Genomic DNA, 19,149 nt, shown 5'->3' on the forward strand with positions numbered 1-19,149 from the left:
AATTAAAAAAGGACAGCCTTCCAGACTATCCTTGCACTTAAAAATTACTTGGTGTGTACCTTACTGTAACAATATGAACCTCTTGCTTTCTCTTAATAACACGATAAATAATTGTATAGTTTTTGTGAAACATCTGACGATATCCTTGATTAGCGTAAGCCCCTACACGCCTAATTGCTCCTCTCTCCGGCTGTTCTTCCAAACTAAATATAGCATTTTCCAATCCATCAATTATTTCCAAAGCTATTACCGGTTCTAAAAGTTCTTCAGCAATATAGGTAAAAATTTGTTCTAAATCCCTATAAGCACGAGAATATATTTTAATAGAATATTTATCCAAAATGTTTTCTCCTTAATGAACGGAGGGCTTCTCTCGCATCTATCAAAACACCATCTTCAGCAAATTCTCTTTCAGCCTCACTTATCGCCTTATCTACCTGTGATGTTTCCAACATTTCCTCATATGTTTCAATGCTCATAACCACTAAATCTCCATATCCATTCTTTGTTATAAAAAGCGGCTCATTCTTTGTATGACAAATTTCTGAAATTTCTGTGGTATTTCTCAAATCTGTAATTGGTCTTATTTGTGGCATATCTCTCTCCTTTCTGTATATTATTATAGCAGAATTATGTACAATATACAAGAGATACTTATAACACTGATTAAAGTGTATTTAACTTATCTCCTTCTTATGTGCCAAATACACCATAATTCCCATCACAATGGATCCGCCTACTATATTTCCGAGAGTTACCGGAAATTCATTCATTGTGAAAAAACTGCCCCAGTTAAGCTTTGCAAGCTGCTCTGTTGTAATGCCATACTCAGAAACAGCCTTTTCTACATATTTTTCATTACCAAGGGCAAGGATGCCTGCCGGTATATAATACATATTTGCCACACAATGCTCAAAACCGCTTACCACAAATGCCATTATAGGAAAGAAGCTTGCCCATACTTTACAGCCTGCAGACTTGGCTGAACCTGCCATAAGTACAGCCATACATACGAATACATTGCAAAGTATACCTGAGACAAAGGCTGTTTCAAAAGAAAGACTTACCTTACTAAGAGCCACTTTAATTGTAAATGCTCCAAGAAGTCCGTCTGTGAAATTAAACTGTCCGCTAAAATAAACCAGTACAGCCATTAAAACTCCACCTATAAGATTAAATACAAAAACTAAAGCTAATACCCTTATCATAGAAGAAACCCTGTATTTTCCACGCATAGCTCCAAAAACCATAAGGCAGTTGCCTGTGAACAGCTCTCCGCCAATAAGAACTATGGTTATAAAGCCCACCGGAAACACACAGCCCGCTACCAGTCTTGCTATACCTACATTAGATATATTGTGCATAGCCACACTGCTTGTCGAAGCTCCACAGGCTATGTAAATCCCGGCAAGTATACCAAGTATTAACATTTTATAAAACGGCATGCTTACTTTAGTTTCCCCCGCCTTGATTAAATTCTTTACTACCTGTGCAGGCGCATTAAAAAAACTTACTTCTCCCATTCTCCTATCCTTTTCCGTAATTTTATGTTTTTGACACTTGTATCATATTTTGTTAAAAAATTAACTATATCTATATTACTATAATATAGGAAAGTGTCAAGTAGATTATGATAATCTTTATAGGTAAACTCCAAAGTTTTTGTTATTATTTAATTTTTTAGAATTTGTATAATATCCTCCCAACGCAAAAAGTCCTTCGCCTTTTAGCGAAGGACTGAACTTTCAACCCAGCCACTTATATACCGCATATTGGTCAGCGGTAAACTTTCTATATATAGAATACCAATTATCCGGTTAAAAGTCAATGGCTGTCTTCCCACAGCCTTACTCCGGTTTTAAGCCTTTCAAGACCATACTTTAAATTCTTCTTGGTACAGGCTATATTCATTCTTATAAAGCCTTCTCCCACCTTGCCGTAAGCCCTTCCATCTGTCAGATAAAGCCCTGTAGTCAGTCTAAGATCTTTAGCAAAGCCTTTACCGGCATTTTTAAGCCCTCTCACATCTATCCAGAATAAATAAGTAGCTTCCTTTTCTATAACCTTGATTTCAGGAATTTCACCGGCTATAAAATCTAAAACCATCTTCCTGCTTTCATCTAAATATCCGTTGAGAGCATCAAGCCACTCTGCCCCCCTTGAATAAGCCGCTACTGCCGCCTCTATGGCAAAAGCATTTGGCTCAGCAACCTCATCGGTATTAAGCCCTCTATTAACCTTATTTCTAAGTATTTCATTCGGAACCGACACAGCCGCAGTATGAAGCCCCGCTATATTGAAGGATTTGCCCGGACTCATACAGGTTATGCTTATTTCTCTTGCTGTATCAGATACACTTGCAAATGGTACATATTTCTTTCCGTTAACTGTTAAATCACAGTGAACCTCATCAGATATTACTGTAACACCATACTTTTTACAAAGTTCCGCTACCCTTATTAATTCTTCTTTAGTCCAAATTCTTCCGCCCGGATTTTGCGGATTGCAAAGTATCATAAGAGTAGTCTGTTTGTCAGAAAGGTCTTTTTCAAGCTGTTCAAAGTCCATTTCATATCTGTTATTTTTAAGCACTAACGGACTTTCAAGAGCTACCCTTCCGTTATTAAGGATTGAGTTAAAAAATATATTATAAACCGGGGTTTGAATAAGCACTTTTTCAGCAGGTGTTGTAAACTTTCTCACAATGCTTGATATAGCAGGGACTACTCCTGTAGTAAAGATTAGCCAGTCTTTCTGCAGGGTAAAATTATGCCTGTGTTTCCACCAGCCTATATAAGCCTGATACCAATCATCAGTTATGCCGGAATATCCAAAAACACCATGTTTAAATCTGGTTTCCAATGCTTTTCTTATGACAGGTGCCGCTTCAAAATCCATATCCGCCACCCACATAGGAAGCTCATTTTCCTCTACCTTCCATTTCTCTGCATTGGTATTTCTGCGATTGATTTCTTTGTCAAAATTAAATGAGTGTTCAATATGCATATCAACTCCTCCTTCTAATTTCGGTTTCCCTTCCTTCACCTGACACCAGCTCAACCTCTGCAAGAGTTACAGGCTTTGGTGCTTCTCCTTCTACAATTATTTTTGTATCCTCAGGATTAATATTTTCATTATCCATAATGAGAGTACCTATTTCCTTAGCCTTTATAACTCCGCTCTTTGGATTAAATACACTGTCAATTTTACTGGTAACCTCTACATCCACAGTTGAAAATTCAAAGGCGAGCGCTGTATTTACAAGCTTACAGTTCTTCATCACAAGATTTTCTATATAGCAAAATCCCTGTAAACTCTCAACTGTACAATTGATAAGGGTTATATTCTTTGAATTCCATCCAAAATACTCTCCCACTATAAATGAGTCACAAATTATTACATTTTCTGTATTCCAAAAGCTGTCTTTTGAAAGCAGCTTGCAGTTATGGACTTCAATATTTTTCCCACCGTCAAAACAGTAGTCACCATATAAATTAAGCCCGTCAAGGTAGATATTTTCACTGTTTAATCCAAAATATGTCCCCTTTGCCACCACATTTTCAAGTCTTATATTCTTACACATCCACAGTGTCTCGCTTGCATTTGGCAGGGATACATTTTTAAGGTTAACTCCATCACACCTGCGAAACTCCTTAGGTGCTTCTATCATAGTATCTTCTATATTAATATTTTCACCATACCAAAGCCCTGACCTAGCCATTTCAAAAAAGGTGGAATCTTTTACATTTATATTCTTTGCATACCAGAATGGATACTTCCACTTGAACATTGTATTGACTGCATTTATATTTTCACCATGCTTAAGTGCAGACTCACCGTCTGCAAATATTGTGTCTTCTATCTCCAGCCCATTTGCCTGAAAAAGGGCACGTTCACCTGTCAAAACTTCATTTTCTATTCTTTCCATATTATCGCCTTTCCGATATTAATACAAATTATCTGATTTAAATACTAACATATAAGCCAACTTTTTGTATAGGGACTTACTCCCGATTTTTATTCTTTTAATACTTATACCATTATAATCCTACTTAGATAGTATGCAATAAAATTTTGAATAAGTAAATAGGGTTTGAAATATTTCAAGAAATTGTCACAATTACATAAGAGAAAGGACTTTCAAACAAAATATTTGAAAATCCTTCTGTTTTAGTCAAATATATTTTTCTCTGATTATTTAAGTTCATTGGTATAAACATTCTTTATTATCTCATAATGATCGTATGGTTCTCTCTGTCCGGTTGTCAGATTGATCATTCTCAGATAACCTGTAGCATCGAATGTATCACTTGAGCCCGCCTTTAGTGATACAAACCTATTAACAAATTCTATCGGCAAACCTGATGGGTCATAAAAAATCACATATAAATATCCCTTTGCAGGCACCTTCCCATCGTTCTTATATGTAACAGAAACGACCACCTTTTCATCAACCTGGGACTTAACCTCATCCTTGATTACAAATTTTTTATTAGCATTCGTGTACTTACGGTTTGGTGACCTGGAAAGACTTATCATCTTAATCTCACTTTGTGAGACATCAGGCTCAAATGCACTTGAACCAAAATAAATTTTCACATAACTTTTACTGTTCGGCATAAGAGCGGGCACTGTTATTTCTTCTGATGCATACTCTTTACCATCTGTTCCTTTTAAGGTATATCTGAATTTTCCTTCGTCAAATATAACCTTATTCTTATTAGTCACTTCTGCCAGAATTTCTCCGCTGCCTATTGTATATAATTTATACTCAAATTTTGATTTTTTAACCGTAATGTTAAAAACTGCTGTTCCTGATTGAGTCTTGGCAGTTATTCTGACTTTTCCGGCTTCCTTTGCCTTAAATACTACATACTTATCATCATTTTCTCTCTTAGTCGTTTCAACTACAGACTTTTTAGAATTTTTAACACTTTTAACCTTACTAAAGTTAGTATACTCATATGCCTCACCAACATACATCTCAATGTTATGCATTTTACTTCTTTTTGCAGCTCTTACCTGTAACGGTGATATTGCAGAAAATGCAACTATAAGGATTAAAAGCAGCGGAAACATATTTTTCATTACTTTTTTCATATATGACCTCCCTTGAGTTTTATTAACAGAGATAATTATATGATATTTCGTGCAGTGATTGCAAGCATAAAATCTAAATTTATTTAGATAATTAATGAAAACTAACCCGCTAATCCACCTTTCTTTAACAGTTTTTTATTCTTACCATTCAAATCCAACATATAGAGCTTAAATCCACTTACTTCATTTACTTGTACCAATATTTTTGAACCGCATACCCGAACTTTAAAAATTCCGTAAAAATCAAAGTTATCTACCGGTGTACATTTCAAAATTGTCTTATATTCCCATTTTCCGTCTTTATATTTACCTGCTCTAACCGCCTTATTGCTGAAAATGAATTTGGTCTTTGAAGCACTGTCATACATATATGAAAGTATGACATTTTTCTCACGCTTACCTGTTTTTAAGTTAAACCATTTAGTAATTTCCTTATCATTTACATAACGGGATTTAGCATAATATAAGGTCTTACCTGAGATCCCGAGCTTACTGTAATCACCCTTTTTAACCGGTTTTTTATTTTTCCCGTTCAAATCCATTTTGTATATACCTAATATATCACTCGGGCCATATTCCTTCTTCTTTTCAGCTATATAGTATATGGAATTCTCCAGCATTACAGCAGAATTTCCTACGGCAAGTTCCTCTACTTTCCCGTTCTTATTGACTTTATCTATTGAAGACCAGCTCGGCGAGGAGCCACACGTTCTTACTCCGATAAAATAATCTTTATATAGCTTTATACTGTCATAGCCATAGTACTGATACTCTTTATTTTTTATTACACCGACTTCCTTTCCGGTTTTAATATCTCTTTTAACAGTGTTGTATTTTGATTTTTTAAATTCTCCAAAATTAATACTGTAATAAATGCTCTTTCCATCAGTATCTGCTGCTACAGCATGCGGTCCGCTTTCTAAAACCTCAATTATTATTGCTCCATCTGCTGCCTTTGTAGCTGCTTTTACCCTTTCAGGCGATAAATAAAGTCCTGAAATTATCATTATCATTGTTAAACACAATGATGCTATTCTCTTATTTAACTTCATACTGTTCACTCCTATTTTTTCTATTTATCCAAAATTATTCACGAAACATCTTCGGAAACGCATAATCAAGCCGAAGGTTTGAAATTATGTGTTTTAGAAAATGTTTGGTAATATCCCCCATAGTCACAGACCGAAAACAGTTCACCCTACTACACTATGCAGAATAAGAGGTCTGTGACCTATGGCGTGAATATTTAGGTTTATTATCCTTTAATAACCCAAATACTTTTTTTCATACTTCCTATAAATTTCATAACTTATCTTTTTTTCGCTTTTCTTTTTTAAATCATATTGATAGCACTTAAACTTATGTTCACCATTATTATAAAAAATCTGGATATAAAACACCTCCCCTTTGGCAAGAACTGCATTTGCTGCCTTACCCTTGAAGATACTTTTTCCTGTTTCTGTCATCACATCAAACCTATAATTATCAACATCAAGGCGGAAAGTACAAGCTAAAATTTTATTTTTTTCTACCTGAATGTCACCTACAAAGTAATCAATGCCACTCTTTTTTACCTGCTTTGTGGACATATTATATACATATACCTTGTACATTGGTACAGTATTTTCAAATTCCGTCTTACCTATATACAAATACTTATCTGTTCCTCCCAACAACACATAGTTCTTAGCAGAAACCACCCTTGATACTTTCTTAGTTTCTAAGTCCATTTTGTAGATAACACCTTTACCGCCCTTATCTTTGGAATAATAAAGATATTTACCATTTGTCACTATACTTTCTGAAGTGATTTTCTTTACAAGACTAATACTTTTTCCGGTAGATTTAGAGTATTGTATTATATCACTTACACCTATGACTTCTGAATCATCATATTTTTTTGCGGTAAGTTTAAATACATTACCATCTATTTCTACCTTTTTCCTTGAAAGCATTGGCTGAGTTTTAGTATTTGTGCCTTCCGTTAAGTCTATTTTATTGTTAAAAAGGTCTTCACCCTTTCCGGTCTTACGAGATACATAATACCAGTCATAGGTTGTAGTATGTCCTTCTCCACCTCCGTCATTAACAATTTCATAGAGATGAATAGTTACCAAATCACCACGAGTATCTTCAATTTCTACTATCGGTGCCTTCTGATTATGGTTTTTATAGTAATAATCTGCAGCGAGTTTACATAGTTCTTCATCTGTATATTCTGTCTGAGTTTTTGCTATTACATTAGTACTTACAGCACTAAGCTTCACAATACTGTTCCCGGAGTAAGTCCCCGCCCACACTGTAGTCAAATTTTCTCTGCATACACCGGAGGCAGTTAATATACCGGCTAATAATAATGATACACATTTATGTTTCATTTGGATTCCCCCTTTCAGTTGTTTGTACATTCCCTCACATTTTTTCTTACTTGGATATTTAAAATTATAATTATTGTATATAGTAATGTCAACTGCTGTAACGAAATCTATTAATATAACCTGTTATATGGATTTATTTTCTATTAAAATTTACCAATTATAATATTTTAGCCAAATAAAAAAGACCGGAAATAAACATTTTAAATCAGTTTACTTACAGTCTTTTTTCTATATAATACCAAACTTACTTCTTAATAGTAATTTCTTTCTCATTGCTCCAATCAGAGTATGCCTTAATTTTATTTTTCTCCTTATACGCTCTGACACGGCAATAGTAAGTATATGTACCCCAAGTATTCAATCCCTTAAATGTAAAGGAAATCTTTTTTGCACCCTTTATCAGCTTTGACGTCACATTGCTATCAAAATCTCCTGAAGTAGAAATCTGAACCTCATAACCGTCAACTGACTTCCCTTTTTTCCAAGTAGCCTTTAATATTCCTCCCTTTAGATTTTTTACGGAAGTTAATTTTACTTTAGACGGACCACCTGCAAAAGATGTAGTGATTTGATAATTTCCTGTCTTCTCACCCGAACACATTAAAGAGTAATTTCCCTTAGGAATTTGAAATGTAAATGTCTTTGTTCCCTTTGAGATATCAGATACTTTATAGTTATAGTTTCCCTCATCATTAAGAAGGCTTATTCCCATTTCTTCCATTTTTGCTGTTAGTTTAAGGCTTAAAGTTCCTGTTTTATTTACCGAAAAACCATAATAATCTACGTCATCATTTCTGGCAAACTGCCCCTTAACAGTCTCTCCGAGGTTGATTGGAAATTTGTTAGTCAAATCATTATTGCGCTCATCCTGAGTTTCATTAAATGATTCTTCAGCTGGTGTAAATATCCATTTAAAATTACTTGCAGTATTATCCCAGTATGATTTGGCAACAATATAATATTCTCCGCCAATCAAGTCCATATCATAAGTATAAGTATTAGTAGCATCTCCGGACAAATCTTGTATTCTATTTTCAGAAGCATCATATATAGAAAAGTGAATATATCTTTCTGTCACCGAAGTGATTTGCGTAAGTTTGCCTGATGAAGGAAGTACCAGCTTATAGGTTACCTCCTTTTCTCCGTTATGTTCATAAATTGTATCAAACTGCCCTATGGTAAGATTCGTCCAGGCTTTTGCCTCTGTTGGCTTTAATACTCCCAAAATGGCTACAAATAATAGTGTAAAAACCAATCCCAAAGCACTTTTTCTTTTAATTTTACTCATGTCTTTCTTCCTCTCGTTTTTATTATTTTATATTCTTAGTCTTATATAATAAAAGACTTGAATACCATTATGATACCTTGCCGCAAGATCTTTTGCAAGTTTTATTTTGTCTTGATATGTAAAGTAAACGTGAATTGAAAATCTAACTTCCAGTTGAACGAGAAAGTTCAGTTTTTGTGGAAAAATGATAAACTTTTTCTTGCTTAAAAAACTGTTTTTGAAAGACCTTTTTAAAAAAAGCTTTCCGATTTTCCGAAAAGCCAATAATACATAATTTTTGAATCTCCTTCAAAATTCATTACACCAGTCATAAAACTAATCAATAACTTCCAAAAGGTAATTGAGTTATACATTTTTACAACGATACTTACTTCATCTAACCTAACATATATCGTTCAAATGCTAATGCTTCTTTTGCATCCCGATCAAGAGCCTCTTCACTAGCATCCGGAACAATATCCCGCCATACTTTAATATTCTGTCCTACCGTTCCTCCCTGCATTACAAACGGTTCCATTACCACCGCCTTGTCATAGTGAATCTCCCTTAGTGCTTCTCCGATTTCTCTCCAAGGCATTCTACCTTTGCCTGGCACCATACGATTACATTCTCCCGTGTGAAAATGTCCAAGTAATTCTCCTGCCATGCGAATTGCGGCTCCAATACTCTCCTCTTCAATATTCATGTGAAAAGTATCTAACATAACACTCACATTTGAGGCCTTCGGTTCTAACTGTCGTACACTCTTTACAAACTCCACACCCTCTTTTGCTGTATTCAAAACATGATTCTCAAATCGATTTAGGCACTCCAAGCCTAGTACTTCGATTCCACATTCCGATGCAATCCTTCCAAGCTTTGCAACTCCTTCAATACCACGTTCCCAGTCACCTTTCTTATCCACTGAACCTGAATAATCAATCGGCCAACATGAATACAACGCTCCCCCAATTAGCGTTGCACCAATTTGTTCCATCCTTTTAAACAGCTCTGTGTAAAATCCAATGGCGTGCTTTCGAACCTGCGGATCACTGCTTGCAATGTTATTCTCCCTTAATGGCCCATATCCTACGGTAAGTTTTATATTCTTCTCTTTGGCATGTTCTTTCAGTGCCTTTAATTCTGCAGCACTATATTCCGGAAGTGGACCAGCCGCAATCTCAAGAATATCATATCCCAGCTTTGCCACTTTGTCTATATAATAATGATAATCACCATTCCATTCATGTTCCCAGTATGCATAATAAATTCCATATTGCATTACTTATTCCTCCTATTTTACAGTAGCTTTTTTCGCTCTCTTTCTTGAAACACTGATATTAAATACAAGCACAGCAAACAGTGCAATTCCCCAAATCATATCTCTATAATAATTACTGATGGCTGGGAACTGATTCAAATAGGAAGATAACATCTGTAAAATAATAACTGAGAAAGCAATTCCCGGTATATTACCAAATCCTCCGTTTGGATTAATTCCGCCTAGCACAACAACTAATATAGTCTGCATTGTATAACTGGTTCCAAAATCTGCTTTTGCTGAATTTAATCGAGATAAACTAACTAATCCTGCTATTGCTGACAGAATTCCGGATACCATATAGCAATAAAGCGTTGTCATTTTTACATTAATTCCAGCAAATTTTGCTGACTTCGCATTTGTACCTACAAGATACACCTTATTTCCAAAGCTTGTCTTATTCATGAGCAAAGATAAAATTACTGTACAAACAATAAATAAAATGAAAGGAAAAGGAATTCCAAAAACCGTCATTGCTGACAGTATATTAAACTTTCCATTTGCCGATACAGTGCTTCCTCCTGAATTCACAATGGAAATTCCCAAAAACAGTTCATAACTTCCAAGGGTTGCCAGCATTGGCGGAATATTAAGAAAACTAATCAAAAATCCATTAAAGATTCCACAAGCTGTTCCAACCAACAATGCTACTACGCAAGCAAGCAAAATTCCCGCCACATCGTTTGTACCATTCTGAATAATAAGACCCGCACTAATACCACAAAGGTTTGCAATATATACTGTAGAAAGATCAATTCCTCCACTCAACATACAGATTCCCATCCCCAATGACATAAGACCATATTCTGTAAGCTGTTTTCCAATAGACTGCACATTTCCAACATTTAAAAACTGTGAGGATTTAGTCACTCCGGTAATAATGAGTAACACAATCAGAATTACAATCAATCTTCTTGAATTATCATCAAAAGGTAAGGTAATACTTTTATTTGCTTTCTTTATCACATTCATAATTACTTTACCTCCTTTTTCTTAACTGAAGTCTTTGATGCTCGAATTGCCTGCATTGCAGAAATCGCTGTGCCAACAATGATAATTGCTCCAATAAACACTTTTTCCCAATAAACTGAAATTCCAAGCAAAATCAAACTATTTGAAACCATTGTAAGAAGCAGTGTTCCAAGCAAACATCCACGTAAGGTTCCAATACCTCCTGTCATACGGGTACCACCAAGTATAACTGCAGCAATGACAAGCATTTCTTCTCCTGCATATTCATTTGGCAGATAGAAGTAAGCCATCATTGCATAACAAAGACCTGCAATTGCGGCAATTCCTCCATTTACAACGAACACAAGAAATCTTACCTTCCCAACATTGATACCAGCACGTTCTGCACTGATCTCATCACCACCAACTGCATATACACTTCTTCCTGCCATTGTATAATTTAAAACCAGGTAAGCAATCATATAAAGTAAAAGCATAATAATAAATACAAACGGAAGAGATGAACTTAGTCCTGATTCTGCATTGGTTACAGTAACAAGATTCAATTTACTCAGATTATATAGTGTTTTCGGAAGTTCTATTCTCCCTGCTTCAAATGTTCCAAATAATATACCACTACATACAGAAGATGTACCAAGTGTTACAATCAAACTATTGAACTTATATTTAACAATAAAAAAGCCGTTGATGCATCCAATCAAGCAGCCTACTGCAATTGAAATAATGAAAATAGTGATAGTATCTAAATTGTATGCATTTCCAAGATATACTGCAACATACGCAGATAGTGCTGCTATAAGCGGGAACGATACATCCGCACCTGTACTTACAAAACTGAGCAATGCACAAATTGCATAGATTCCCGGTATTATCATAGAACGAACCAAATCCATTAAGTTATTACTGGTAAAAAACTGACCAGAGCGTGCCTGAATAATCAATGCGAATACCACAATAATACAAAACACATAAAATTCTGTCTGCTTTACCATGCTTTTCATCTTTGATTTCATATTTTCACTCCTATATCGTAGCCTGATACAGATTCTCGTCTGTCAGATTTTCACCTTTAAATTCCTGCGTCATTTTTCCTGACTTCATAATCAATGCTCTATCACATAACGCTGTAATCTCTGCAATATCATCCGACACAACCAGCACTGCCATGCCCTGTTTTGCCAGTTCTCTTAGCAATTTATGAATATCATATTTTGCACCTATATCTACACCAACTGTCGGACCATTCAAAATAAGAATTTTGGGATTTGTTGCCAACCATCTTGCCAGCACAACTTTTTGCTGATTGCCTCCCGAAAGTGTTTGTACCGGAAGTGTATGGTCATTTGTTACAACCCCAATTTCCTCCACCCAGTGGGCAGACAAGTTCTTTAGTGAAGATTCCTTTACTATACCAAGTAATCCGGAAAGTTTCTTTAAACTTGTCACAGCAATATTTTTATAAATTGGTTGTGGAAGAAATAATCCTTCCGTCAAACGGTCCTCCGGCACTAAGGCTATACCATGCTTCTGTGCATCTGTGACATTTTTTAGCCTTACTTCTTCACCGGAGATTCGAATACTTCCTGAAGTTAATTTTGATATTCCAAATAATACAAGGCTTAACTCTGTACGTCCAGAACCCAATTGTCCTGCAATACCTAAAACCTCACCGGCATAAAGACAAAAATTCACATGTTCAAATCCTGCGGCAGATAAATCTGTCACCTCTAACACTTTTTCTGCCTTTGACAAATCTTTTGACTCTTTTATATGGGATGTATCAATGCTTCTTCCCGTCATATAGTATGTGAATTTTTCTTCTGTCATTTCACTTACTAGACATCTATGCACATTCTGACCATTACGCAGAATTGTAATACTATCTGATATTTCAAACACTTCATCTAATTTATGAGAAACAAATAAAATTGTAATCCCTTCCTTTTTCAATTCTTCAATGATACCAAATAATCGTGTAACTTCTTTTTTTGTAAGTGCTGTTGTTGGTTCGTCCATTATGATCAACTTTGCATTATGGAGCAATGCTCTTGAAATTGCAATTAGTTGTTTGTCTGCCACTGGTAATGTTTCAACTCTTGCGTCAAGATCCACATCAAAATTTATTTTTTTCACTGCCTCTTCGGCAATTCTTCTGAATTTTTGCTTATTCACAAGCTTTTTCTTTTCTGATAATATCTGGTTAAATGCTAGATTTTCCATTACCGTCAAATTAGGGAAAATAGAAAAATCCTGATATATAACCTGTATTCCGGCAGCAATTGCATCTGCTGTTGACATATTATTATATATTTTCCCATCAATTTCGATTGTCCCTTCATCAGGTCTATAGAACCCCGAAATCACTTTAATAATTGTGGACTTACCACAACCATTTTCACCTGCAAGACAATGTGTCTCACCCTTTTTTATAGTTAAGTCAACACCTTTTAATGCATGGACACCACCAAATGACTTCTTTATATTTTTTACGCACAGAATATTATCTGACATAATCCTCACTCTCTTTCTAAACATTATATTTTACAGAGAATCCGGATAAACTTATATGCATACGAAAATGATTATTTACAGCTATATTCTGTTTATCTGGATTTTCTGATTATAGTTGAGGTTTTTTCGTTTTGTAAGGGTTCAGAAAAATTTTACATATCGTTTATTAAAAATCATAATCATTAATATTATCTTTAGTTAAAATTAAGGGAGCGTTGCCTAATATGCAACGATTTGAACCTTTCTGAATTGTTACACTCTCATAACCTTTCTGTCCTAAATTAATGCCTTCTTTAATCTCTTCACCTGCCAAAATCATATATGCCAGATTGCACATTGCATAACCTGCCGCTGCCGGATCCCACAAACATACAGCACTAATGGTTCCACTATTTATATAATCTCTTGTTGCATTTGGTGTTCCTACGCCAACAATAGATACTTTATCCGTTAACCCTAACTCTTCCGTTGCTTGTGCCTCACCTAAGATATCAACAGAGGCCGCACCTGTAAATCCTTTAAGTTCCGGATTAGCTTTTAATAACTCTTTTGCCTTTTCATAAGCAGTATTCACCTTTTCCGCTGACTCGGCAGAAGGAACTGTATCATTGATTAAAGACATATTCTTATAGTTTTCTTTCTGATATGCATATTCCGCCTTAGAATACTCCATATGAGTGGTAGATGTCGTATAAGCAACCATCTGTGCATACTGCCCTGACTCGCCCATTGCCTTTGCAAGTTCCTGCATCATCGTGTTGCCAAAATCTTCTGCTGTAAAAGCCTCTACATCATATAAGGTATTTTTCAAGTCAGAAGCTTCATGGCTTACTACAACGATTCCTTTTTCCATTGCTTTCTGTAAAACAGATTCCAATGCACCCGGATCAATAGGAATAACACAAAGTGCATCTACACCTTGATTGACCATATCTTCAACTAGTTGAACCTGTGATGCTGCATCTGCGTTAGCAGGTCCTTTCTGAATAACATTTACTGTTTTTGCCTTACCAAATTCATCTACACCTACCTGCATGCGCTTAAACCAGTCAGAAGTTCCATCCTTAACAACAACTGCGATAGTCCAATCCGAAGGAGCTTTATTTGACTTATACTTCGTCTCATTTAACAAATCTTCTTTTACGGTTGCTTTACTGCTATTTATATTACTGCCATTTCCTGAACCAGTGTCTACTGCAGAGCACCCTGCCATATTAAACAAAATTGCAAATAATAATACCATCGCTAAAATTTTCTTGCTCATAAACATACCCTCCTTAGATTTTTTAGTTTTCATTCAATATTCCTGTGACGAGCTTCCATTTCTTCCTTAGAAATATCCATTTCTTCACTAAGCATCATTACAATCACATCGAAAAATATTAATAATACCTGTTCAAACTGATTTCCCATCATCTGTAATGTTGGTACATATTCATCTTCTGAATTATATACTGCCTTATATGCCGTTGCCGGAACTCTCACAACCTTATCAGCAATTTCTATAATATGACCTTTTGCTGATGGAGTGATTAATAATAATTTTGCTCCTGTTTTCTTTGCATTATCGCAAATAATATTCTCATGTGATACATTTGCACTTCCACAGACACAAATAAATAAATCATCAGTTCCCATAGATGGCGTAGTATCATCCCACAGCCAATGCGATTCTTTCCCTAAATGCATTAATCTCATTGCAAACTCTCTTGTAGAAAGACCTTCCCTCCCTGCTCCTAACAAAAAAATCCTTTTTGCTTTCTTAATCTCATCCAGTAATTCCCTTACATTTTCTTCACTCATTTTTGCAAAGACATCTGCTAACTCACTTAATACAATTGTAGATAACTCTTGAAAACGATCCATACTACATCACCTCCTAGTACCTTTTACAGTCAAGATGACTAAGAGCACGCATGCCATCCTCATGAGTTCCCGTATAGTCAGAGAATAACCATGCGTGAATCATTGCCAATGTAAAATCAATTCCTTTCTTTTCCATAAACCATGCTCCAGTGCACAATACATTCCCATTATTATCATTTTTACTAAGCACAGCCGGAAGTACATCATAACAAAGTACTGCTCGTATACCCGGTATCTTGTTGGCTGCCATTGCCATTCCCTGTCCTGTTCCACAAAGCAGTATTCCATAATCACATTCTTTTTTAATTACCTTATTAGATACGATTTCAGCAATCTCAGCATACTTACCGCCATCAGCCTCATTTTCTGATTCACAGCCAACATCTACAATGTCATATCCCTCACCTCTCATTCTCTCTAATAGCTTACGGTAAAACAAATATGCTGCCGGATCACATCCCATTGCTAATTTCATAGTTTCTACCATCCTTTCTTTAAGTTTAATGTAACCGCTTTCATTTGTTTGTAATGATTAAGTGATTGTGTCACTTACCTGAGAAACACAATCACTCATTTAACTAAAATGTCTGATGAACCAGTGGAGAACTTAATATCATATGTTGATATACCCCATCCGGTCGTTCAATTCGTCTCATCAACAACTCTGCAGCAGAACGCCCCAATTCATATGCATCACGCTGAATACAGTTATACGGTATCCCTAGAAAATTCATCATATCAATTTCATCTAAACCAATGTGAGTGTATAATGTCATATTTCCATTCGTATGTTCACAGACCGCCTGTATATATCCTTTACTCAACAGATTATTGCAAGTAATCACAGCTGTTGGTTGTTTTTTCTGTGCTATCATTTGTTTTGTTACTTGATAGCCTGATAACCTTGTGTAGGTGCCTTGATACACAAAATCTTCATCAAATGTTATATTGGCCTGTTCCAATCCATCTAAATATCCCTGAAAACGTTGTATAGAAAGTATACTCTCCTTTTCTCCAATAATGATGGCTATCTTACGATGCCCTGCATCCACCAAAGCCATTACTGCTTTTCTCACAGCACTTTGATCATCAAAATGAACTACATCACATTGAAGTCCTATATCCCGATCCATACAAACTACAGGGCAATCCAACCTATCGAGTTTACGTTGTAATTTGTCCAAAATACCAAGTCCGGCATAATTTACTGCCGGAATATATAACAATCCTTTAACTCTCTGCATTTTCATCATATCCAATGCTTTGTAGTCTGATTCCTGATCATTATCATTACTGGAATATAACAAAGACAAATTATTCTTATTTGTAATATCTTCCACCCCAGAAAACAACTCTCCAAAAAAAGTATTACTTATTTCCGGAACAATTACTCCAATTGTAGAAGAACTTTTCATAGAAAGATTTCTCGCTGCCTGAGAAGGAGAATAATGTAATTCCTTCATAATTTGAATAACCTTCTCCCTAGTATGTTTTTCTACAATGTCCGGTGTGTTCAATACTCTGGATACCGTGGCCTTAGAAACACCGGCCCGCTCTGCAATATCTGATATAGTGATATTGCTTTTAATCATCGTCACCCTCCTGTGTAACCGTTTTCATTAATCATGATTATATCTATTGGTACAATTATTGTCAATTATTTTTGATATTTTTGGCATTGTGAACAATTTACATTCTTTTTGCCCTTATTTTTATCGATTTTTTTAGCAATTTTTACCTAAAAATGTTTACCCCCTGCAAATTTCGTCCCATCAGCATGAACATTTTGGTTGAACCGGTGTGGGCAAGTTACTTCAAACAATCCCCTCTAACCAAGAAAACTCCGAAGATTCATGAACATTATGAAACCTTCTGGTATTCAAATCCAATGAAGCAAATTCGGGAAGCTGTGTTATAATGAATTCTTTTGCGTTATCAATAATGCGTAAAATAGGGTACTCTTGTAATGTTAATATTGACTACTACTTATTCAGCATTCCCATCATATCTAACAAAACGAATCTACAATTTGGGTAAAACTATTGTATGTTTTCTGTAAATAGCAGTACAGCAGCATTGGTCAGGTATAAGGCTCCGTTTATCTTTTTTCACAAATCCTCTTGTACGAAGCACCTGATAGTATCTATGGTTTAGGGGCCATTTTTTCTTATACCTTTTAATCAATTCCTCATCACGATCTTCGATTTCCTCATCCATATTACACTCGTCTTCGAAGTACCTAATACTTTTGCTATATTCAAGATTTCTAAGGTCTTTGCCTTTTAATCCCTTTGTTCTGTCACCAACCCATAAAAATGCAGAATCATTCTTTATGTGTATAACTTGGTCTGCAAAAATCTTTGGGTACGGATATAAAATCATTAATTTTGTCTTCTCCAATTCGGTTAATGCCTTCCAAGATTGTCTCCAGTGGGCTTCATTATATTCTATATTTATAGCCAATCAGTTATGAATCCTTTTTATTTTATAGTATTTTCATTTACTATATTAAACAGTTTTTCATACTTTTTCTTTTCGCTATCAAGGCACACAAGATAATAATCTGTATAACATTCCGGATCTGCAAGTTTCACATTGATTCTTCCCGGCATTGTTTCATTTCGGTTAATAAAATAGCTGGAAGTGAAGGTAGGATACTCTGAATGGGCAGCAATTTCAATAAAAGATGATTCTTCTATCTGTAGCAGATATTTACTGTTAGGAGTTTTTTCTCTATGCATGTCTGCCCAAAACCCTATCTGAGAAAGCAAAAGTATGGATAAGCCGTCTAAGTCCTTTAGGTATAACTGAGGATAGAATGCAAGCGGATTCCCCTGTGAAAATGACATATAAAGGCTTTCACTTCCGCATTTTTTACTAAATAACTTTTCATTCTCAGGCTCATAATGGGTTATCGCGAGCTGATAAATACCCTGAAGTAAATTATCTTCAAACTTCTCATCGCTTTTCATATCGGAAGAAATCGTCATACCACTGAAAATATTATTAATAAGCGGCATCATCACAAGCTGTGGCACAGGGGCGCAATAGCCTATTGAAATCGTATGCAGGCTTCGGTCATAGGCTTTTATTTTAGTTTCAAAATCTTCTGCCAAATTAAGAAGCTGATTAGCATATTCAGCGGCACGTACTCCTGTTGCAGTTAAAGAAAGATGATTCTTACCACGTATAAAAAGTTTAATACCAAGTTCATCCTCAAGCTGCTTCATAGATCTTGTAAGTGTAGGCTGTGATATAAGAAGAACTTCAGCAGCAGCACTTAATGTACCATATTCATAAAAAGTAGCAAGCTGTTTCAGTAAACGTAATTCTATCATTTTATCCTCCTATAACTATTCAAAAATGAATAGTAGCATCAGCTATTGATATTGTACATTAACTAGAAAACAATGTAAACTGATAATCGTAAAAGATAAAAAACAAATTTGAAAAGGAAAATGCCTATGATTATAAATAAACCAACCCATGCTTTTTTGAACTGCTTCCCGTCAAGTAGACAATTAAAAAAATAAAAATTTTCTGCCATCAGATAGTTTTAATCTGGTGGCAGTTTTTATGCTGCCGCCAGATATTGTTCGTGCTTCTCGAATGGAGTTAAAATTCCCAGTTTTCGTTGTAACCGTCTGGTGTTGTAGTATTCAATGTAATCCTCTATCATTTTCACAAGAGAATCTCTGACTGTAAACCGATTGCCATAATACCGCTCACGTTTC

20 protein-coding genes are annotated in these 19,149 nt (G+C 35.4%); all 20 read right to left on the bottom strand.

Annotation, left to right across the window (positions count from 1 at the left end):
- Positions 1 to 37 precede the first annotated feature (37 nt).
- Positions 38 to 340 (bottom strand): type II toxin-antitoxin system RelE/ParE family toxin, encoded by a 303-nt coding sequence (locus GCWU000282_RS06155; RefSeq protein WP_023354179.1) that lies wholly within the window; start codon positions 338 to 340, stop codon positions 38 to 40.
- Positions 333 to 596 (bottom strand): type II toxin-antitoxin system Phd/YefM family antitoxin, encoded by a 264-nt coding sequence (locus GCWU000282_RS06160; RefSeq protein ID WP_023354180.1) that lies wholly within the window; start codon positions 594 to 596, stop codon positions 333 to 335. The genes GCWU000282_RS06155 and GCWU000282_RS06160 overlap by 8 nt, the downstream gene beginning before the upstream one ends.
- Positions 597 to 677: 81 nt before the next feature.
- Entirely contained in the window at positions 678 to 1,523 is an 846-nt protein-coding gene (locus GCWU000282_RS06165) for a formate/nitrite transporter family protein (RefSeq protein ID WP_023354181.1), read from the bottom strand.
- Between the two features lie 301 nt (positions 1,524 to 1,824).
- Positions 1,825 to 3,006 carry a MalY/PatB family protein gene (locus GCWU000282_RS06170; protein WP_035039664.1) on the bottom strand — a complete coding sequence of 394 codons (1,182 nt, stop codon included), beginning with the start codon at positions 3,004 to 3,006 and terminating at the stop codon, positions 1,825 to 1,827.
- Position 3,007: 1 nt separating this feature from the next.
- Entirely contained in the window at positions 3,008 to 3,928 is a 921-nt protein-coding gene (locus GCWU000282_RS06175) for a DUF3737 family protein (protein ID WP_023354183.1), read from the bottom strand.
- Positions 3,929 to 4,194: 266 nt separating this feature from the next.
- A complete protein-coding gene (locus GCWU000282_RS06180) occupies positions 4,195 to 5,100 on the bottom strand; it encodes a hypothetical protein (protein ID WP_023354184.1) in 906 nt (301 codons plus the stop codon).
- A 101-nt stretch (positions 5,101 to 5,201) separates the two neighbouring features.
- Positions 5,202 to 6,152, bottom strand: coding sequence for a DUF5050 domain-containing protein (locus GCWU000282_RS06185; protein WP_035039666.1), 951 nt, complete (start codon positions 6,150 to 6,152; stop codon positions 5,202 to 5,204).
- A gap of 210 nt (positions 6,153 to 6,362) precedes the next feature.
- Positions 6,363 to 7,478, bottom strand: coding sequence for a TolB-like translocation protein (locus GCWU000282_RS06190; protein WP_035039667.1), 1,116 nt, complete (start codon positions 7,476 to 7,478; stop codon positions 6,363 to 6,365).
- Between the two features lie 244 nt (positions 7,479 to 7,722).
- Positions 7,723 to 8,766 (bottom strand): hypothetical protein, encoded by a 1,044-nt coding sequence (locus GCWU000282_RS06195; protein ID WP_023354187.1) that lies wholly within the window; start codon positions 8,764 to 8,766, stop codon positions 7,723 to 7,725.
- A gap of 376 nt (positions 8,767 to 9,142) precedes the next feature.
- Positions 9,143 to 10,027 (bottom strand): D-psicose 3-epimerase, encoded by an 885-nt coding sequence (locus GCWU000282_RS06205; protein ID WP_023354190.1) that lies wholly within the window; start codon positions 10,025 to 10,027, stop codon positions 9,143 to 9,145.
- A 12-nt stretch (positions 10,028 to 10,039) separates the two neighbouring features.
- Positions 10,040 to 11,038, bottom strand: a complete 999-nt coding sequence (locus GCWU000282_RS06210; RefSeq protein ID WP_023354191.1) for an ABC transporter permease — start codon at positions 11,036 to 11,038, stop codon at positions 10,040 to 10,042.
- Positions 11,039 to 11,040: 2 nt separating this feature from the next.
- Positions 11,041 to 12,051, bottom strand: coding sequence for an ABC transporter permease (locus tag GCWU000282_RS06215; protein ID WP_023354192.1), 1,011 nt, complete (start codon positions 12,049 to 12,051; stop codon positions 11,041 to 11,043).
- Positions 12,052 to 12,061: 10 nt separating this feature from the next.
- The gene (locus tag GCWU000282_RS06220) at positions 12,062 to 13,549 is read right to left on the bottom strand and encodes a sugar ABC transporter ATP-binding protein (protein ID WP_035039668.1); all 1,488 of its coding nucleotides are present in this window, start codon (positions 13,547 to 13,549) and stop codon (positions 12,062 to 12,064) included.
- A gap of 166 nt (positions 13,550 to 13,715) precedes the next feature.
- Positions 13,716 to 14,813, bottom strand: a complete 1,098-nt coding sequence (locus tag GCWU000282_RS06225; protein ID WP_051384137.1) for an autoinducer 2 ABC transporter substrate-binding protein — start codon at positions 14,811 to 14,813, stop codon at positions 13,716 to 13,718.
- Between the two features lie 29 nt (positions 14,814 to 14,842).
- Complete coding sequence (gene hxlB / locus GCWU000282_RS06230) at positions 14,843 to 15,415, bottom strand: 6-phospho-3-hexuloisomerase (RefSeq protein ID WP_023354195.1); 573 nt, start codon at positions 15,413 to 15,415, stop codon at positions 14,843 to 14,845.
- 13 nt (positions 15,416 to 15,428) lie between these two features.
- Positions 15,429 to 15,890 carry an RpiB/LacA/LacB family sugar-phosphate isomerase gene (locus GCWU000282_RS06235; protein WP_051384138.1) on the bottom strand — a complete coding sequence of 154 codons (462 nt, stop codon included), beginning with the start codon at positions 15,888 to 15,890 and terminating at the stop codon, positions 15,429 to 15,431.
- Between the two features lie 103 nt (positions 15,891 to 15,993).
- Positions 15,994 to 17,007: a LacI family DNA-binding transcriptional regulator gene (locus tag GCWU000282_RS06240; RefSeq protein ID WP_023354197.1), complete on the bottom strand. Its 1,014-nt coding sequence runs from the start codon at positions 17,005 to 17,007 to the stop codon at positions 15,994 to 15,996.
- A gap of 430 nt (positions 17,008 to 17,437) precedes the next feature.
- Positions 17,438 to 17,797, bottom strand: coding sequence for a hypothetical protein (locus GCWU000282_RS06245; protein WP_156913122.1), 360 nt, complete (start codon positions 17,795 to 17,797; stop codon positions 17,438 to 17,440).
- A 98-nt stretch (positions 17,798 to 17,895) separates the two neighbouring features.
- The gene (locus GCWU000282_RS06250) at positions 17,896 to 18,753 is read right to left on the bottom strand and encodes a LysR family transcriptional regulator (protein WP_023354199.1); all 858 of its coding nucleotides are present in this window, start codon (positions 18,751 to 18,753) and stop codon (positions 17,896 to 17,898) included.
- 236 nt (positions 18,754 to 18,989) lie between these two features.
- The coding region (locus GCWU000282_RS17510; protein WP_023354200.1) for an IS3 family transposase at positions 18,990 to 19,149 on the bottom strand (160 nt) is incomplete at its 5' end.

The organism is Catonella morbi ATCC 51271 (assembly GCF_000160035.2).
Taxonomy (GTDB): Bacteria; Bacillota; Clostridia; order Lachnospirales; family Lachnospiraceae; genus Catonella; species Catonella morbi.

Bases quoted from the DNA above. Each gene is read 5' to 3' on its own strand.
- GCWU000282_RS06185 (WP_035039666.1), bottom strand. From the start codon at position 6,152: ATGAAGTTAAATAAGAGAATAGCATCATTGTGTTTAACAATGATAATG.
- GCWU000282_RS06210 (WP_023354191.1), bottom strand. From the start codon at position 11,038: ATGAATGTGATAAAGAAAGCAAATAAAAGTATTACCTTACCTTTTGAT.
- GCWU000282_RS06195 (WP_023354187.1), bottom strand. From the start codon at position 8,766: ATGAGTAAAATTAAAAGAAAAAGTGCTTTGGGATTGGTTTTTACACTA.
- GCWU000282_RS06160 (WP_023354180.1), bottom strand. From the start codon at position 596: ATGCCACAAATAAGACCAATTACAGATTTGAGAAATACCACAGAAATT.
- GCWU000282_RS06205 (WP_023354190.1), bottom strand. From the start codon at position 10,027: ATGCAATATGGAATTTATTATGCATACTGGGAACATGAATGGAATGGT.
- GCWU000282_RS06180 (WP_023354184.1), bottom strand. From the start codon at position 5,100: ATGAAAAAAGTAATGAAAAATATGTTTCCGCTGCTTTTAATCCTTATA.
- GCWU000282_RS06250 (WP_023354199.1), bottom strand. From the start codon at position 18,753: ATGATAGAATTACGTTTACTGAAACAGCTTGCTACTTTTTATGAATAT.
- GCWU000282_RS06175 (WP_023354183.1), bottom strand. From the start codon at position 3,928: ATGGAAAGAATAGAAAATGAAGTTTTGACAGGTGAACGTGCCCTTTTT.
- GCWU000282_RS06220 (WP_035039668.1), bottom strand. From the start codon at position 13,549: ATGTCAGATAATATTCTGTGCGTAAAAAATATAAAGAAGTCATTTGGT.
- GCWU000282_RS06165 (WP_023354181.1), bottom strand. From the start codon at position 1,523: ATGGGAGAAGTAAGTTTTTTTAATGCGCCTGCACAGGTAGTAAAGAAT.
- GCWU000282_RS06170 (WP_035039664.1), bottom strand. From the start codon at position 3,006: ATGCATATTGAACACTCATTTAATTTTGACAAAGAAATCAATCGCAGA.
- hxlB (WP_023354195.1), bottom strand. From the start codon at position 15,415: ATGGATCGTTTTCAAGAGTTATCTACAATTGTATTAAGTGAGTTAGCA.
- GCWU000282_RS06215 (WP_023354192.1), bottom strand. From the start codon at position 12,051: ATGAAATCAAAGATGAAAAGCATGGTAAAGCAGACAGAATTTTATGTG.
- GCWU000282_RS06225 (WP_051384137.1), bottom strand. From the start codon at position 14,813: ATGAGCAAGAAAATTTTAGCGATGGTATTATTATTTGCAATTTTGTTT.
- GCWU000282_RS06245 (WP_156913122.1), bottom strand. From the start codon at position 17,797: ATGATTTTATATCCGTACCCAAAGATTTTTGCAGACCAAGTTATACAC.
- GCWU000282_RS06235 (WP_051384138.1), bottom strand. From the start codon at position 15,890: ATGAAATTAGCAATGGGATGTGATCCGGCAGCATATTTGTTTTACCGT.
- GCWU000282_RS06190 (WP_035039667.1), bottom strand. From the start codon at position 7,478: ATGAAACATAAATGTGTATCATTATTATTAGCCGGTATATTAACTGCC.
- GCWU000282_RS06240 (WP_023354197.1), bottom strand. From the start codon at position 17,007: ATGATTAAAAGCAATATCACTATATCAGATATTGCAGAGCGGGCCGGT.